Origin of the sequence: Pseudomonas tremae (genome assembly GCF_023278125.1) — a bacterium.
Lineage (GTDB): Bacteria > Pseudomonadota > Gammaproteobacteria > Pseudomonadales > Pseudomonadaceae > Aquipseudomonas > Aquipseudomonas tremae.
Window position 1 is genome coordinate 2,524,307 of the sequence record NZ_CP066270.1, and the last position, 14,483, is coordinate 2,538,789.

Here is a 14,483-nt window from a genome sequence, read left to right on the forward strand (position 1 = left end):
GCTTCATGCGCCCCATGCCGTCAGTTCCCCGAGTACTTCTTCCAGCGATGGCCGTTTATCGCACGCGGGCTGTACGCAGCGCGTCTGCAGCGCCTTCAAACCCGCAATAACGGCATGCTCCTGTGGCGCGGCGTCACAACGCTCCAGCAGTTCCCCCAGCAAAATACCGAAAGCCCGCGTCTCTATACGCTCGAGCGCCTGGCCCAGCGTTGCCGAAGGGTGAAACGACGCCGCGCCGAAATCGCCCAGCAGGCAGTCACCGTCATTCTGCAAGAGAATATTGTGCCCATACAGGTCGCCGTGGGTGATACCACTTGCATGCAAATGGGCGGTCACCGAGGCGATGCCTTTGACAAGGCGCAACAGGACATCCAGCGAAAAGCGCGCATCGCTGGCGTAGACGTCCCGGCTGCAGGACTCCAGGCTCGGCGGTCCGGCAAGGTTGCTGAAGTTGGGGGCGATCAGTTCCATGACCAGACCACTTTGCCCATCTGGATGCCCGGTGATCTGCCCCAGTACCTCGATCAGGTGCCCGTGGCGCCCGGCGGCAATACAGGCGGCCATTTCATTGAGAGGGGAGCCGTCACTGGTAACACTGCCTTTGTACAGCTTGACCGCGACTGTTCGATCTTCGTTACCGGTCTGCCAGACCGCTTGCTGAATGATTCCGGAAGCGCCTTCGCCCAAGCGCTGACGCAGGCTCAAGTGCTGCCAGGGGATCTGTTGAACCGGTATGGTCGGCGGCTCGCTGCACAGCGGATTTTCGGCGTAGGCGAGCCAGGCAAGGGCGGGCAGATTCAGTAGCCATTCCGGCAATTCGCTGAGACGATTGGCGGCGATGCGGATCAGTTCCAGATTATGACAATGCCTGAGGCTGGCGGGCAGGGCGCGCAGGCGGTTGCCGGCAAGCATCAGTTTTTGCAGGTCGGCACGCTGGCCCAGCTCATCGGGCAAGGACTCGATCCGGTTGTCGGTCAGGATCAGCCAGCGCAAGCGAGGCGGCAGTGACGCCGCGCTGACCTGCCCGATGCGATTGGCCTTGAACCCGACGATGCGCAGGTTCTCGCATTGGCCAATGCTCTCCGGCAAGTGCGTGAACAGGTTGTCGGAGCCGAACAGCACTTTCAAGTGTTTGAGGCGGTGGAGGTCGTCAGGCAGCGAGGTCAGTGCATTGCCGCTGAGGTTGAGCACTTCCAGAGTGGGCGCCAGATCGAATATCTCGACGGGAAATTCGCTCAGACCACACGAGAGGTCCAGCCGTTTGATGCCTGCCAGCTTGCCGGCGCGTAGGTCTGCGAGGGTGTGCATGAATAGGTTCGGTCATTGATCGGACAAGGCGCGCATCATAACGGGAGTTTCAGCCTATGGCTGCCGGAACCTCGTTTCAGGGCAGGCAGCGGTCTACCCATTCCCGGACGCGCTCGGCTGTCGGCGCGGATTCTGAGTACAGAATCCGGTAGATCATCGGCGCGACAATGGCGTCGATGAGGTCATCGGCAGGCGGCGACACTTCTCCGCGACTGGCCGCGCGATCAATCAGGGTCTGCAATTGCTCACGGACCATCGCTGCGCATTTACCCACGCCACCGGAGGTGCTGGCAGCCACATCACGCATCAAGGCCCGACCTGGCGCCGAAGACATTTCGTCGAGATACATTTCGCTCCACGTCAACAAATCCTGACGCAGGCTGCCCTGATCGATCGGTGTGTCAGGACGCAGGCGCTCAATGGCTGCATCGGCCAACAGCGTGCTCAAGTCACCCCAGCGGCGGTAGATAGTCGAGGGTGTGACACCGGCCCTGGCGGCAATCATGGGCACACTGAGCACTGCGCGCTCGTGTTCGAGCAGCAAGTCACGAACGGCGCGGTGAATGGATTCCTGCACTCGGGCGCTGCGCCCTCCGGTGCGTACTGCATCTTTAATAGCCATACGGCGGACCTTAACACAAAGTATTTGCTTTAAGAGTTGTAGAGTCGCACACTCCGCAAAAGCTAATTTATAGCTTTAGAGATTTGTTTCAGCGGAGAGTGCAGTCATGTCCCGTTCGTCACCCCACCTGTCAGCAGCAGGCGCGCAACCTCAAGTCGGGGCAAGGGGCAATCTCGGCTTCCTGGCCTTTACCACGCTGTGTTTCTTTGCCGCGTCCAGCGCGCCTACGCCGCTTTATCATTTGTACCAGGATGCGTGGGGTTTTTCGTCCGCGGTGCTCACACTGGTTTTTGCAGTGTATGCATTCAGCCTGCTGGCTGCATTGTTGATGGGCGGCTCCTTGTCTGATTACCTTGGACGACGCCCGGTCATCTTTGGCGCGTTGCTGTTGCAGAGCGCCTCAATGCTGCTGTTTATTTTCGCCCGTGATGTCAGTTGGCTGGTTGCTGCACGGCTGGTGCAGGGCTTCGCTACCGGTCTTGCTGCCAGCGCACTGGGTGCCGCCTTGCTCGACAGCGACCAGGCCAAAGGGCCGATGATCAACAGCATCTCGCCGATGCTGGGCATGGCGGCAGGCGCACTGGGCACGGCGCTGCTGGTGCAATGGGCGCCGCTGCCCCTCACACTGGCCTACTGTTTCTTGCTGACCGCGTTTGTGATTCAGGCCATCTACCTCGGGCGAGTCCCTGAAACGGTCAGCCGCCAGCCAGGCGTCTGGCAGTCTCTCAAGCCATCGCTGCACGTTCCGCAACAAGCGCGGCCCATGTTGTGGCTGGTGTTGCCGGTAGACATCGCGGCGTGGGCACTTGGCGGCTTTTTTCTGTCCTTGAGCCCGTCCTTGCTGGTAGCGGCAACCGGTTCGACCTCGCCACTCAATGGCGGGCTGGCAGTGGCCGCGCTGACCCTCAGCGGCGCCCTGGCAATTCTTGTATTACGCCTGCGCAACCCCGAGGCGGGATTGTGGGTAGGCGCAAGCTTTTTGCCAGTCGGGGTTGCGGTGATTTTGCTGGCAGTCAACCTCGGCATGCTGTGGCTGTTCTTCGTTGGCGCGGTGGTGGCGGGGGTCGGCTTCGGCTCGAGCTTTCTGGGTTCGCTTCGCATGCTCATGCCGATGGCACACGCCCATGAGCGCGGCGGTCTGATGTCGGCGTTTCTGGTGCTCAGCTACCTCGCGTTCTGCGTGCCGGCTCTGATAGCGGGTTATTACGCGCGTACTGCAGGCCTGGTGATGACCAGCAATGTATATGGGGCGGTGGTAATCATACTGGCACTGCTGGCGTTGACGAGCTTGATCGTGCGACGTGCAGCGGGCAGAAGGGAAGGCGCTCGGGTTTGAACTATGGGATGTATCCGCGCAGGTGGGGTACATGCTGGCGGCGGGTTATTACTATCAGGTGTTCCGCAACAACAAAACAACGAGACCTGTCCGGGGTATAGAGGGGCATTTCTTCTGTACAAGGAAAGATGAAAAAGTGGCGCGATGCAGTTGTCCGGAACTGCGACTGGCCTGAGTCTGATGCCCGTGACAAAGACAAGGGCCGCGAAGGCCCTCATCATCATGTTGTCAATCAGTCCAGCCAAGACTCTACAGTGTCGGAGCCGTGTTTAGCCTTCCACTCTTTCAGGGTTTTATGATTGCCGCCTTTGGTTTCCACTACCTCACCGGTGTGAGGGTTCTTGTAAACCTTGAGCGCGCGCGCCTTGCGGGTCGACTTCACGGGCGTGCCGGAAGCCTTGCCAGGCTTCGAGTTCGATGGATGATCAAGAATTGCAATAACGTCTTTCAGGCTTTTGCTGTATTCACCCAGAAGTTCGCGCAATTTGGCTTCAAACTCTATTTCCTGCTCAAGGCCCTTATCGCCTTTCATCGCTTCCAGCGCAGCTATTTGGTCGGCCAAGTGACGTTCGAGTTGGCGGTATTCAGCGAGTTTTGACATGTGTGCTCCAAGCAATTGCTAAGTGTGATGTGTTTTTTATCCTGCCCCGAAACGCTTGAAGAGGGCAGGAAGAGTGTTGAATAGTCATCCCTTGAACTGACTGTCACCGGGATAAAGAAGTTCGAACTAATGCACAATGCATTGTCCGACATGTTTGCGTGTTCAGCCGCTTTTTGAAGCGGGAACAATTTTCAGCGCAAGTCCTTGACCATGTCAGCCAGTACATTAAGCACGTCACTGGCCAGTTGTGCCGAGCGTTTGCCTGACCATCCGGCGATCGGGTCCGGGGCGTTATCGTGGTCTTTGAACGGCATTTCCAGCGTCAGCGCCAGGCATTTATAACGCTCGCCCACGGCGTTAGCCGCCAGGTTCAGGTTGGCCTGGCCTTTGGCACTGCGCGGGTAACCATGGACAGTCTGGAAGTCCACGGTAACTTCACACAGTTGGCGGCGGAAGTGCTCTTCAAGCTGCTGTTGATGAGGGTTGTATCCAGGGTTGCCTTCACAGGCAGCCGTGAACACATAGGGGATTTCCTCGTCACCGTGGACGTCGAGGAACATGTCCACGCCGTACTTTTCCATTTGCTGTCTGGCAAAGAAGACCTCTGGGCTCTGCTCTTCAGTACTGTCCTGCCAGGCGCGGTTGAGGTCTTTCCCATTGGCATTGGTGCGCAAGTGGCCATGGAAGGCACCGTCCGGGTTCATATTCGGGATCAGATACAGATCGGCGTGGTTCAGCAGGTGTTGCAAAGCTGCATCGTCGCGTTGCTGAAGGCGCTCGATCACGCCTTCCATGAACCATTCGGCCATGTGCTCGCCGGGATGTTGTTGAGCGATTATCCAGATGTTGCGTTTGCCCTCGGCACCGTCTCCTTTGCGCAGAAGCTGGAGGTCACGGCCTTCGACACTTTTGCCAGTGGCCAGCAATTGCATGCCTGCCTGCTCTTGTGCCTGCAGGATCAGCCGCTGATGGCGTTCGCGGCTGTAGGGTTCGAAATAGGCAAACCAGACGTGCTGCTGTTCGGCAGCAAGGCTGAAATCGAGCGCCTTGCCATCAAAGCCGGAGGGCACGCGAAACCAGTTCTGATGGTCGTAGGACGCCACAGCGTTATAGCCGGTCCAGGCCCTGTTGAACGTGGACTCGCTGGCATTGGACAGGCTGAAACCATACGTCTCGCCAATCGCCAGGCCATCGACCTTGAAGTGAAACCACTGAAAATGAGCACTTTGGGTATCGGGCCGAATGGCCAGTCTGATTCGCGTCGGGTCGCTTGCGTCCAGTACCTGAATATTGCCGCTGTCGAAATCTGCGCTGATAGTGAGGGTCACAATGTGTTCCTGGGTACGTTAGTGCCATGTCAGGCCGTTACTGTACACCGATCGACATTGTGCTCCACGACGTAAAGTTCATGCGCCGCGACGTAAGTTTCATTGCAACGGTCATACGGCTTCAGGAAATGGCTTCTGCTGTGACCATAAGGCTGCAAATGAAGGCTGTCAGCACGCACCAGACCAGATACGCATGACGCTTGCGTCTATGCCAGCCTGACGCGCCAAGCAACGAGGCGGGCGCTTGCAAAAGGCGCCAGACGCGTTCGCTGTTCTGAAATGCAGACAGGTGCCTGGCATCGGCATCAAGCCAGTGACGAAATTCGATACGTTCGCTGGCCGTGGCCGCCGGGCTTTGCAAGTGGACGTACCAGCGGCTTGCCTGATCCTGAATGACCTGGTCGGCGTCGGGCAAGTGCGTGTGCGCCTTGCCCATTGCTCTGAGCATGGCACGCTCGACGCGTGCCACATCGATCTCCATGAAGCGGGCAATGTCCGCATAGGACCAGCCGTCCAGGCGACTGAGCAGAAATATCTGTCGGCTGCGGCGTGAAAGCTTGCCCAGTTTCTGGCCGAGTTCAACTGTCTCAGGCGTTGGCTGCATGCCAGCTGGCAGGTGCAGTAGAGAAGAGAGCTGACTACTCATGATATTTCGCTCGCTGATCTTCCATGGGAATTCTTCCTTGAGCCGTCGGGACATCCGTAACGAGAATAGACTAGTTTACTCGAGAATCATTCTCAATTGAAAAATTGCAGCATTCACTTTTTATGTGCGAATCCTGCCATTTTCAGGGCCTTGGACATGGCCGAAGGGCAGGTGGCTTTGCTATGATGCGTTCCATCGCAGCATGCACATGCTGCCCCCGACTTCATTAGCCTGAAGCAGCGGTAACATTAAAAGAAAGAACCAAAAAAAGACCCGGCTAAAAAGCCGGGTCAAAAACCGTGATTAGCCTGATGAGGAGATAATCCGGAAGCCGACCTAAGACTTCCAGGTTATCAAGCAGTTCTCGCGAACCGCTGACGCAATAATAATCATTATCATTTGAAAATCAAATGTTTTTATTGCCCTCATCGAAAAAAATTATCCGCCGGCGCTCGTCTGGCGGATTTTCCCCTCCCTGAAATCGCCGTCTCCCTCAGTCCAATGGCAATTCCGTGGTGCGTTTCACCGTACTCATGGCGATGTTGGAATGTGCTTCATGCACATGGGGGAGTTGCAGCAGATGATCACGTAAAAAGCGCTCGTAGCTGGCAATGTCCTGCGCCACCACCTTGAGCATGAAATCCATCCCGCCCGCCATGGTGTAGCACTCCAGTACCTCGGGGTGGCCGATGATTGCCTCTTCGAATTCGGCCAGATACCGCCGGCCATGTCCTGAAAGCTTGACCTCGACGAAGACGGTCATGCTAAGCCCGAGTTTTCGGGTGCTGAGCAAGGCGACGGTGCGCTCGATCACCCCGTCCTCCTGAAGCCGGTGGATGCGCCGCCAGCAGGGCGACTGGGACAGTTCTACGCGTTCTGCTATCTCTGCCGCAGACAGATTGGCGTCATGCTGCAACAGACGGAGAATCTTTCGATCGATGGGGCTCAATTTCAGCTGCATGAATTGACCTTGTTTTTTGTTCTTGTCGAAAAAGGCATGCGCAATATCAGCAGATTTGCACGCATTTAGAAAGAAAAAGCCGCTTTGCTACAGGCAGTCTAGTGACAAGGCTGCCGGGCAGGACCGTCCCGGTGCAAAAGGCCTGTTCCCTATAAGAACAAGACTAGAACAAGAGAGGTACGCGCATGTCCCTGGCTGATATTCGTCTGGATGATAAATACCGGCTTGCCACTGGCAATCTGTATCTGACAGGCACTCAGGCGCTTACCCGCCTGCCGATGCTGCAAAAGCAGCGCGACGAGGCGCAAGGCCTTGATACTGCGGGCTTCATCTCCGGTTATCGTGGCTCGCCGCTGGGCAATCTGGACAAAAGCCTGTGGGATGCCAAGGATTATCTGCAGCAGAACGCCATCCACTTTCAGCCCGGGATCAATGAAGAGTTGGCGGCCACGGCGGTGTGGGGCAGCCAGCAGGTCAATCTGTTCCCGCATGGCAAGTACGATGGCGTGTTTGCGCTGTGGTACGGCAAGGGACCTGGGGTAGACCGCTGTGGTGACGTGTTCAAACATGGCAACTCTGCAGGCGTGGCAGCCAAAGGCGGCGTACTGATCCTTGCGGGCGACGATCATGGCTGCAAATCCTCGACCATCGCGCATCAGAGCGAACACGCATTCATTGCCTCCATGATCCCCGTGCTCAACCCGAGCAATGTCCAGGAAATTCTCGATTACGGGATTATCGGCTGGGAACTGTCGCGTTACAGCGGGTGCTGGGTGGCGATGAAGACGATCGCCGAGAACGTTGACTCGTCGGCAGTGGTTGAGGTCGATCCACTACGGGTCAAGACCCGGATCCCTGATGACTTCGAACTGCCCGAAGGCGGGCTGCACATCCGCTGGCCGGACCCGCCCCTGGCACAGGAAGCGCGACTCAATACTTACAAGATCTATGCTGCGAGGGCTTTTGCCAGGGCCAATCAGCTCAACAAGGTGGTCATAGATTCGGCGCAGCCGAGGCTGGGGATCATCACCACTGGCAAATCCTACCTCGACGTGCGTCAGGCGCTTGAAGAGCTGGGCATTGATCAGCAATTGTGTGACAGGGTCGGTATTCGGGTGCTCAAGGTCGGCATGAGCTGGCCGCTCGAGCCGGTCTCTGTCCATGACTTTGCCGAGGGGCTGGAAGAGATTCTGGTGGTCGAGGAAAAACGCAGTGTCATCGAGGACCAACTGACCGGCCAGCTTTACAACTGGCCAGTGGATCGCCGCCCGGTGGTGGTGGGTGAATTCGATGAGCAGGGCCGTTCGCTGCTGCCGAACCTCAGTGAACTGACGCCAGCGATGATTGCCCGGGTGATCGCCAAGCGGCTGGCACCGTTCTACAGCAGCCCGCAGATCGAGGCACGCTTGCAGTTTCTCAGCGAGAAGGAAAGGGCGCTTCAGGCTCCGCTGTTCAACACCCAGCGCACCCCGCATTTCTGCTCGGGCTGCCCGCACAATACCTCGACCCGTGTGCCGGAGGGCAGTCGCGCACTGGCCGGGATCGGTTGTCACTACATGACTATCTGGATGGATCGCGAAACCGATACGTTCACCCAGATGGGCGGCGAAGGCGTGACCTGGATCGGCCAGGCACCGTTTACCGAAACGCCTCACGTGTTTCAGAACCTGGGCGACGGTACTTATTTCCACTCCGGTCACCTGGCAGTGCGTGCGGCTGTGGCTTCAAAGGTCAACATCACTTACAAGATTCTCTACAACGACGCTGTGGCCATGACGGGTGGCCAGCCGATTGATGGAGTTCTGCGTGTCGATCAACTGAGCCGTCAGGTGTTCAACGAAGGTGTGCAACGCATCGCGCTGGTCTCCGACGATCCGGACAAGTATCCCGACCGTGCCGGCTTTGCGCCGATCACCACGTTTCATCACCGACGCGACCTGGACAGCGTGCAGCGTGAACTTCGGGAGTTCAAAGGTGTGTCCGTGATCATCTACGACCAGACCTGCGCTACCGAAAAACGTCGCCGTCGCAAGCGTGGCACGATGCCTGATCTGGAGAAACGTGCCTTGATCAACGCGGCCGTGTGCGAGGGTTGTGGCGACTGCGGGGTCAAGTCCGGCTGCCTGTCGGTCCTGCCCAAAGAGACCGCCCAAGGGCGCAAACGGGAAATCGATCAGAGCGCCTGCAACAAGGATTTCAGCTGCGTCGAGGGTTTCTGTCCGAGCTTCGTCACCGTGCATGGCGGCAAATTGCGCAAGCCGGTACTGCCAAAGCAGGTTGAGGCGTTCGCGCTTCTGCCGGAGCCTGTACTGCCGTCACTGGAACGGCCGTTCAATATTCTGCTGCCCGGCGTCGGCGGGACCGGTGTAACCACCGTCGGGGCGATGCTGGGTTATGCCGCCAACCTGGAAGGCAAGGGTTGCAGCGTGCTGGATCAGGCCGGACTGGCGCAGAAATTCGGCCCGGTTGTCAGTCATATCCGCATTGCTGCGCGTCAGCAGGACCTGTTCGCGGTGCGCATCGCCGCCGGAGAAGCGCACCTGTTACTGGGCTGCGATCTGCTGGTGGCCGCAGGCCCGGACGCTATCGCCAAGCTCGACAGCAGGATCTCGCATGCGGTCATCAACAGCCAGCAGACGCCAACTGCTGAATTCACGCGCAACCCCGACGCCGTGTTCCCGGCCGAGGCGATGAAGCAGACGATTATTGACGCTGTCGGCGCCGACAAGACCCACTTTGTCGAAGCCACTTCACTGGCGACCCGTTTGATGGGCGATAGCATCGCCAGCAACCTGTTCATGCTGGGTTATGCCTTCCAGCTGGGGCTTATTCCCCTGACCTCGGCAGCCATCGAAAAGGCTATCGAACTCAATGGTGTGGCGGTCAACCTCAATCAACAGGCGTTTCTCTGGGGGCGCCGCACTGCGCATGACCCTACCGCCGTCGAGGCGTTCGTCAACCCGCAGCCACAGGTCAGCGAACCGCAGCAGATGAATCTTGAACAGCGTATTCAAGGCAATGTCGATGCGTTGACCCTCTACCAGAACAGCGCTTATGCCATGCGTTACCTGGAAGGGGTGCAGCGTGTCCGCGAGGTCGAATCACGCCTGTTTCCCGATCAGCAGCCGATGCTGACCGAGGCGGTGGCGTTCAACTACTTTAAGCTGCTTGCTTATAAGGATGAATACGAAGTCGCGCGCCTTTACAGCAACGGCGACTTCACTCGCCAGCTGGAAGCGCAATTCGAAGGTAATTACCGGCTGGAGTTTCATCTGGCGCCCTCCTGGCTGGCCAAACGCGACCCACACAACGGCCAGCCGCGCAAACGAAGCTTCGGCCCGTGGATGTTGCGCGCCTTCGACGTGCTGGCGACTTTCAAATTCCTCCGCGGTACGGCGCTCGATCCTTTCGGGCGCAGCCTGGAGCGCAAGCAGGAAAGGCAACTGATCGATCGTTATGTCAGTGACATCGAGCTGATTGTTCAGCACCTCCAGGCGCACAATTGCCACACAGCGTTGAGCCTGGCGCGTCTGCCAGAGAAAATCCGTGGTTACGGCCACGTCAAGGAAAGCGCCATGAAAGCCGCTGCGTTGCAAGCTGATATCCTGCGCAAAAGCCTGGAAAGCGGGGAAGTGATAGCGCCGAAACTCTATGAGGTGGCTGCCTGATCGGGTAGGCGCTGTCGGGTAGATTTGAGTGTTTGCGGGAGCTGCCGAGGCGGCGCTCCCGCAAAAGCTTGAGGGCGCGAGTTACTTTGGCCTGAACAGATGTGCATGCCCGGCGCGGTACAACGAGGAGTCGCCGAAGGTGTCGGCGCCAAGCACACGGCCGACCAGAATCAGTGCCGTGCGACGGAAGCCTTTGGTTTGCACCTTCTCTTCGATATCGGCCAGCGTACCCAGCGCCCAGTCCTGATCTGGCCAGCTGGCGCGATGCACCACCGCAATCGGGCAGTCGGCCCCGTAATGCGGCGTCAGTTCTTCAACGATCCTGTGCAGGTTATTCACCCCCAGATGAATCGCCATCGTCGCGCGATGGCTCGCCAGGCTGGCCAGTTCTTCGCCGCTCGGCATCGACGTCTTGTCAGCGTAACGGGTCAGAATCACGCTCTGGGATATGTCCGGCAACGTCAATTCCACGCCCAGCAAGGCAGCACAGGCGGCGGTCGCAGTCACGCCAGGAATGATTTCGTAAGGGATATTCAATTCGCGCAGATGGCGAATCTGCTCGCCGATGGCGCCATAAAGGCTGGGGTCGCCCGAGTGGACACGCGCAATATCCTGCCCCTGTGCATGAGCGGCCCTGATCAGGTCGATGATCTGCTCCAGATGCAGTTCGGCACTGTTAGTGATCTGTAATGCCTGATTGCCTTCCAGCACAGCCAGCGGCACCAGTGAACCCGCGTAGATGATCACCGGGCAGCTGCATATCAACCGCTGGCCCTTGACGGTGATCAGCTCGGGATCACCTGGGCCTGCGCCGATGAAATAGACAGTCAATGAATGCTCCGAAGATAAATGAACGTGACGGGATTATCCGCCCGCAGCGGGGCTGGTTGCCAAGGCAAATGTGACCTGAGCGCTTTTCTGTCGCTCGATCAGTAACCGGGCGGTGCCATCGCCGAGCTGCGCAGCCAGTGCCAGCGCCGAGCCTTCGGCGACCCCGTGACAGCCTGTGGTCTGGAACACCTGCGCGGAACGGTGCGTCAGATGAAGTTCCCACGCCACCAATTGCGCGGCATTGAAGAACACCAGCGGCACAGCCAACTGCTCGGCAAGCTCGAGCAGCCCAGGCTCCTGATCTTTCAAGTCGATGGAAGCCAGCGCAGTGACGCTGCTCAGCCTCAGGCCATGTGCCTCGAGGCTGTTGCCGATCAACTCGCGCAATGCCTCCGCCGAACAGCCGCGCCTACAGCCCAACCCGACCACCAGATGTGCGCCGGGCTGAGCCTGAACGCACGGTGGATCAGGCCTGATGCAGGTCGACATTGTTTTTGTGAGTCATATGTCGATGGGCATCGCTTCTGCTGAACAGCCAGGCACTTATCAGGCCCATTGCCACCCAGAACAGGGCATTGGTCAGCAGCGAAGCGATCATGAACTGCGACTCCAGCGCTTCAGGTGCCAGGCTTTCATGAACCAGTGGTTGCGGCGCGCCGATCACATGCGGCACCACCAGAGTTGCGACACCCAGCGCTTTCAGCAGCCAGTTCTGGCCGAACACCAGCAAGGCCAGCCCGGCGGCAGTCGAGGCGGCTGTGCCGACCCACCATAGCTGACGCTGGCTCAGTTCTGCGGCTGCGGTCCCCGGCAATTCGGGTGGCAGGCCTAGGGTCGGCGCCAGCACGAACACTGCAAAACCTGCCAGCCCCCACCATGCGCCCTGTGCGGTGTTGCGCGGAGCACGCAGCGTATAGAGCCCGGCAAGCATCAGTGCGAAACCCACTGCGACCACCAGATTGCCGCCTGTCGTGGACAGCACGCGTTGCCAGCCGTTTTCCGGTTCCCAGGCCGCTTCTTCATGTACGTGGTTGTGTTCAGCCCCCTGGCCGTCGGCGTGCTCGTGCGCCTGTTGCGCCGAGGCTGTCTCATAAGTCTCGGCCTGCCGGATCAGCGGGACGACCCAGAAGCTTTGCAGCAGAGTCAGCAGCAAGGCGGCCAGCAGGCCGGTGAAGCCTGCCGTTTGTGCGATTCGCTTGAACATTGTGTAGTCCTCGATGACGCTCAATGGCAAGGAAAGGCAGCGCTGTGGCGGGTATCGTGGGCTGCGTTGTGTACCGCCGCGATGTGCGAGAAACCGGCGAAGTAGACCAGGCAGGCGCCGAGCAGCGCTGCGCTGATGGCAGCGGTCAGGTGTTGGGTCTGGGTGGAGCTGGTGGCAGCCGTCTGGCTGCTGCTGATGGTGCTGGACATGGGCGATCCCTCTTGAGTGTCGGCAAGTGGGCCATGCGCATACGAACCCGCTGGCGAGTGCCAGAGGTTTCGACTGCGCCCGCCCACCGCGGGTTTGTCATCGGAAAGAATGTCGGGCCGGTCTCCGGGCTTGCGAGGGGCTCGAACGGTTTTGCGTTCAAGCCTTCAAGGTCACCTTCCCATGCCGGGGCACAGTGGATCAGACCTTCTCTCGCTTACCGTTGCGGGGGCAGCACCGGACTTGCTCGACAGGTCGAACGCACCGGTTTCCCGTTTCACCCCGTGAGGGGCACCCGAAACAAGGCGCACAGGAGAGCATGGGCGGCGTGGGATCGTCAATCTGAACGATTGACCTGTCTGCGGCCACTGCGTAGCCTTGCCGGTTCGAGGTTCTTCATTGGTAAGCGTTACCACATGGAGCTAAGACGGGAATGCGGTACACGCCGCAGCTGCCCCCGCAACTGTAAACGGTCATGTTCATTGCACAGCCACTGCTGCGGCGGGAAGGCGCGATGAACGTGTGTCGGCAAGGTCTACAGCATCTGCCACACGCTGCCGTGAGCCAGGAGACCTGCCTCGAAACAGGCCCAGTGCCTGCGAATTCTCACTACAACCGGGCGGGGTGATCCGGTGGCGATCCGATCTGCATGCCATGCATGCGGTTCTCGTCCTGTTTGCCCGCCGCATTGCCAAAGGGCACCTGATGAAAACACTGGCCAAGCTTCCCGTCACCATCGTCACCGGCTTTCTAGGCTCGGGCAAGACCACGCTGTTGCGGCACATGCTCGACAACGCCGAAGGGCGGCGCATCGCGGTGATCGTCAACGAATTCGGCGAGTTGGGCATCGACGGTGAAATCCTCAAGCAATGCACCATCGGCTGCACCGAAGAAGAGGCCAGCGGCCGCGTATACGAGTTGGCCAACGGTTGCCTGTGCTGCACGGTTCAGGAAGAGTTTTTTCCGGTCATGCGCGAACTGGTTGCCCGCCGTGGCGATCTCGACCACATCCTGATCGAAACATCGGGCCTGGCATTGCCCAAGCCGCTGGTCCAGGCCTTCCAGTGGCCCGAAATCCGCAACGCCTGCACGGTCGATGCGGTAATCACAGTAGTCGACAGCCCGGCGGTGCTGGCCGGTACGTTCGCTGCCTTCCCGGATCAAGTCGACGCACAGCGCAAACTGGACCCTAATCTGGACCACGAGTCGCCGCTGCACGAGCTGTTTGCCGATCAACTGGCCAGCGCCGATCTGGTGATCCTCAACAAGGCCGACATGATTGATGCCGAAGGGCTGGCCGCAGTGCGCGCCGAAGTCGCCGAAGAGCTGCCGCCCGCCGTCAAGGTGGTCGAAGCCAGCAGTGGTCGTTTGCCGATCAGCGTTCTGCTGGGTGTCGGTGCCGAGTCCGAGCTGCACATCGACGGTCGCAAGACCCACCACGATCATCACGACGATGGCGACGAGGATGACCACGATCACGACGCGTTTGACTCGATCTCGCTGAAACTGCCGCAAGCCGATGAAAAGATCCTGCTCGATGCGCTCAATCAGCTCGTTGTGCAACACGGCATTTTGCGCGTGAAGGGCTTTGCCGCCATTCCGGGCAAGCCGATGCGTTTGCTTATCCAAGGCGTGGGCACGCGCTTCGACAAGCACTTCGACCGCGCCTGGCGCGCCGATGAAGAGCGTGCCACGCACTTGGTGCTGATCGGGCAGGAGCTGGACGCTGTCGCGCTGCAAACCCAGCTCAACGCTGCGATTGCCGGCTGAC

Annotated in this window: 13 protein-coding genes and 2 riboswitches; of the genes, 3 read left to right on the forward strand and 10 right to left on the reverse strand. The window is 59.1% G+C overall.

Annotation, left to right across the window (positions count from 1 at the left end; genetic code table 11):
• Positions 1 to 3: 3 nt before the first annotated feature.
• Both I9H09_RS11520 and I9H09_RS11525 read right to left on the reverse strand, forming a co-directional pair.
• Positions 4 to 1,308, reverse strand: a complete 1,305-nt coding sequence (locus I9H09_RS11520) for a leucine-rich repeat-containing protein kinase family protein (protein WP_122346468.1) — start codon at positions 1,306 to 1,308, stop codon at positions 4 to 6.
• A gap of 76 nt (positions 1,309 to 1,384) precedes the next feature.
• The gene (locus I9H09_RS11525; RefSeq protein WP_005894087.1) at positions 1,385 to 1,930 is read right to left on the reverse strand and encodes a TetR/AcrR family transcriptional regulator; all 546 of its coding nucleotides are present in this window, start codon (positions 1,928 to 1,930) and stop codon (positions 1,385 to 1,387) included.
• A 106-nt stretch (positions 1,931 to 2,036) separates the two neighbouring features.
• On the opposite strand from I9H09_RS11525, the gene I9H09_RS11530 reads away from it, so the two are divergent.
• On the forward strand, positions 2,037 to 3,266 hold the full coding sequence (locus tag I9H09_RS11530) for an MFS transporter (protein ID WP_122324396.1): 1,230 nt from the start codon (positions 2,037 to 2,039) through the stop codon (positions 3,264 to 3,266).
• 232 nt (positions 3,267 to 3,498) lie between these two features.
• Here I9H09_RS11530 and I9H09_RS11535 read toward each other — a convergent pair whose 3' ends face one another.
• The 4 genes from I9H09_RS11535 to I9H09_RS11550 all read right to left on the reverse strand — a co-directional run bounded on the left by I9H09_RS11535 (position 3,499) and on the right by I9H09_RS11550 (position 6,802).
• Positions 3,499 to 3,867, reverse strand: a complete 369-nt coding sequence (locus tag I9H09_RS11535; protein ID WP_005894093.1) for a histone-like nucleoid-structuring protein, MvaT/MvaU family — start codon at positions 3,865 to 3,867, stop codon at positions 3,499 to 3,501.
• Between the two features lie 191 nt (positions 3,868 to 4,058).
• Positions 4,059 to 5,195: a M14 family metallopeptidase gene (locus I9H09_RS11540; RefSeq protein WP_122324397.1), complete on the reverse strand. Its 1,137-nt coding sequence runs from the start codon at positions 5,193 to 5,195 to the stop codon at positions 4,059 to 4,061.
• Between the two features lie 121 nt (positions 5,196 to 5,316).
• On the reverse strand, positions 5,317 to 5,841 hold the full coding sequence (locus tag I9H09_RS11545; protein WP_024669374.1) for a sigma factor-like helix-turn-helix DNA-binding protein: 525 nt from the start codon (positions 5,839 to 5,841) through the stop codon (positions 5,317 to 5,319).
• Between the two features lie 493 nt (positions 5,842 to 6,334).
• Entirely contained in the window at positions 6,335 to 6,802 is a 468-nt protein-coding gene (locus I9H09_RS11550) for an Lrp/AsnC family transcriptional regulator (RefSeq protein ID WP_024669373.1), read from the reverse strand.
• A gap of 185 nt (positions 6,803 to 6,987) precedes the next feature.
• On the opposite strand from I9H09_RS11550, the gene I9H09_RS11555 reads away from it, so the two are divergent.
• Entirely contained in the window at positions 6,988 to 10,470 is a 3,483-nt protein-coding gene (locus tag I9H09_RS11555) for an indolepyruvate ferredoxin oxidoreductase family protein (protein WP_122311768.1), read from the forward strand.
• Between the two features lie 81 nt (positions 10,471 to 10,551).
• Here the strand turns inward: I9H09_RS11555 and cobM are convergent, their stop codons facing one another.
• From cobM to I9H09_RS11575, 4 genes are read right to left on the reverse strand one after another with little or no spacing between them, the layout of a single operon-like run.
• The gene (gene cobM, locus I9H09_RS11560) at positions 10,552 to 11,301 is read right to left on the reverse strand and encodes a precorrin-4 C(11)-methyltransferase (protein WP_122311767.1); all 750 of its coding nucleotides are present in this window, start codon (positions 11,299 to 11,301) and stop codon (positions 10,552 to 10,554) included.
• Between the two features lie 33 nt (positions 11,302 to 11,334).
• Positions 11,335 to 11,790: a cobalamin biosynthesis protein gene (locus I9H09_RS11565; protein ID WP_053932706.1), complete on the reverse strand. Its 456-nt coding sequence runs from the start codon at positions 11,788 to 11,790 to the stop codon at positions 11,335 to 11,337.
• Positions 11,768 to 12,505 carry a CbtA family protein gene (locus I9H09_RS11570; protein ID WP_122311766.1) on the reverse strand — a complete coding sequence of 246 codons (738 nt, stop codon included), beginning with the start codon at positions 12,503 to 12,505 and terminating at the stop codon, positions 11,768 to 11,770. Before I9H09_RS11570 ends, I9H09_RS11565 begins: the two co-directional genes overlap by 23 nt.
• A gap of 20 nt (positions 12,506 to 12,525) precedes the next feature.
• On the reverse strand, positions 12,526 to 12,714 hold the full coding sequence (locus tag I9H09_RS11575) for a CbtB domain-containing protein (protein ID WP_053932705.1): 189 nt from the start codon (positions 12,712 to 12,714) through the stop codon (positions 12,526 to 12,528).
• 98 nt (positions 12,715 to 12,812) lie between these two features.
• A riboswitch (cobalamin riboswitch) is annotated at positions 12,813 to 13,026 on the reverse strand.
• A gap of 58 nt (positions 13,027 to 13,084) precedes the next feature.
• Positions 13,085 to 13,307: riboswitch (cobalamin riboswitch) on the forward strand.
• Between the two features lie 110 nt (positions 13,308 to 13,417).
• On the opposite strand from I9H09_RS11575, the gene cobW reads away from it, so the two are divergent.
• A complete protein-coding gene (gene cobW, locus I9H09_RS11580) occupies positions 13,418 to 14,482 on the forward strand; it encodes a cobalamin biosynthesis protein CobW (protein ID WP_053480317.1) in 1,065 nt (354 codons plus the stop codon).
• The last annotated feature ends 1 nt before the right edge of the window (position 14,483 follow it).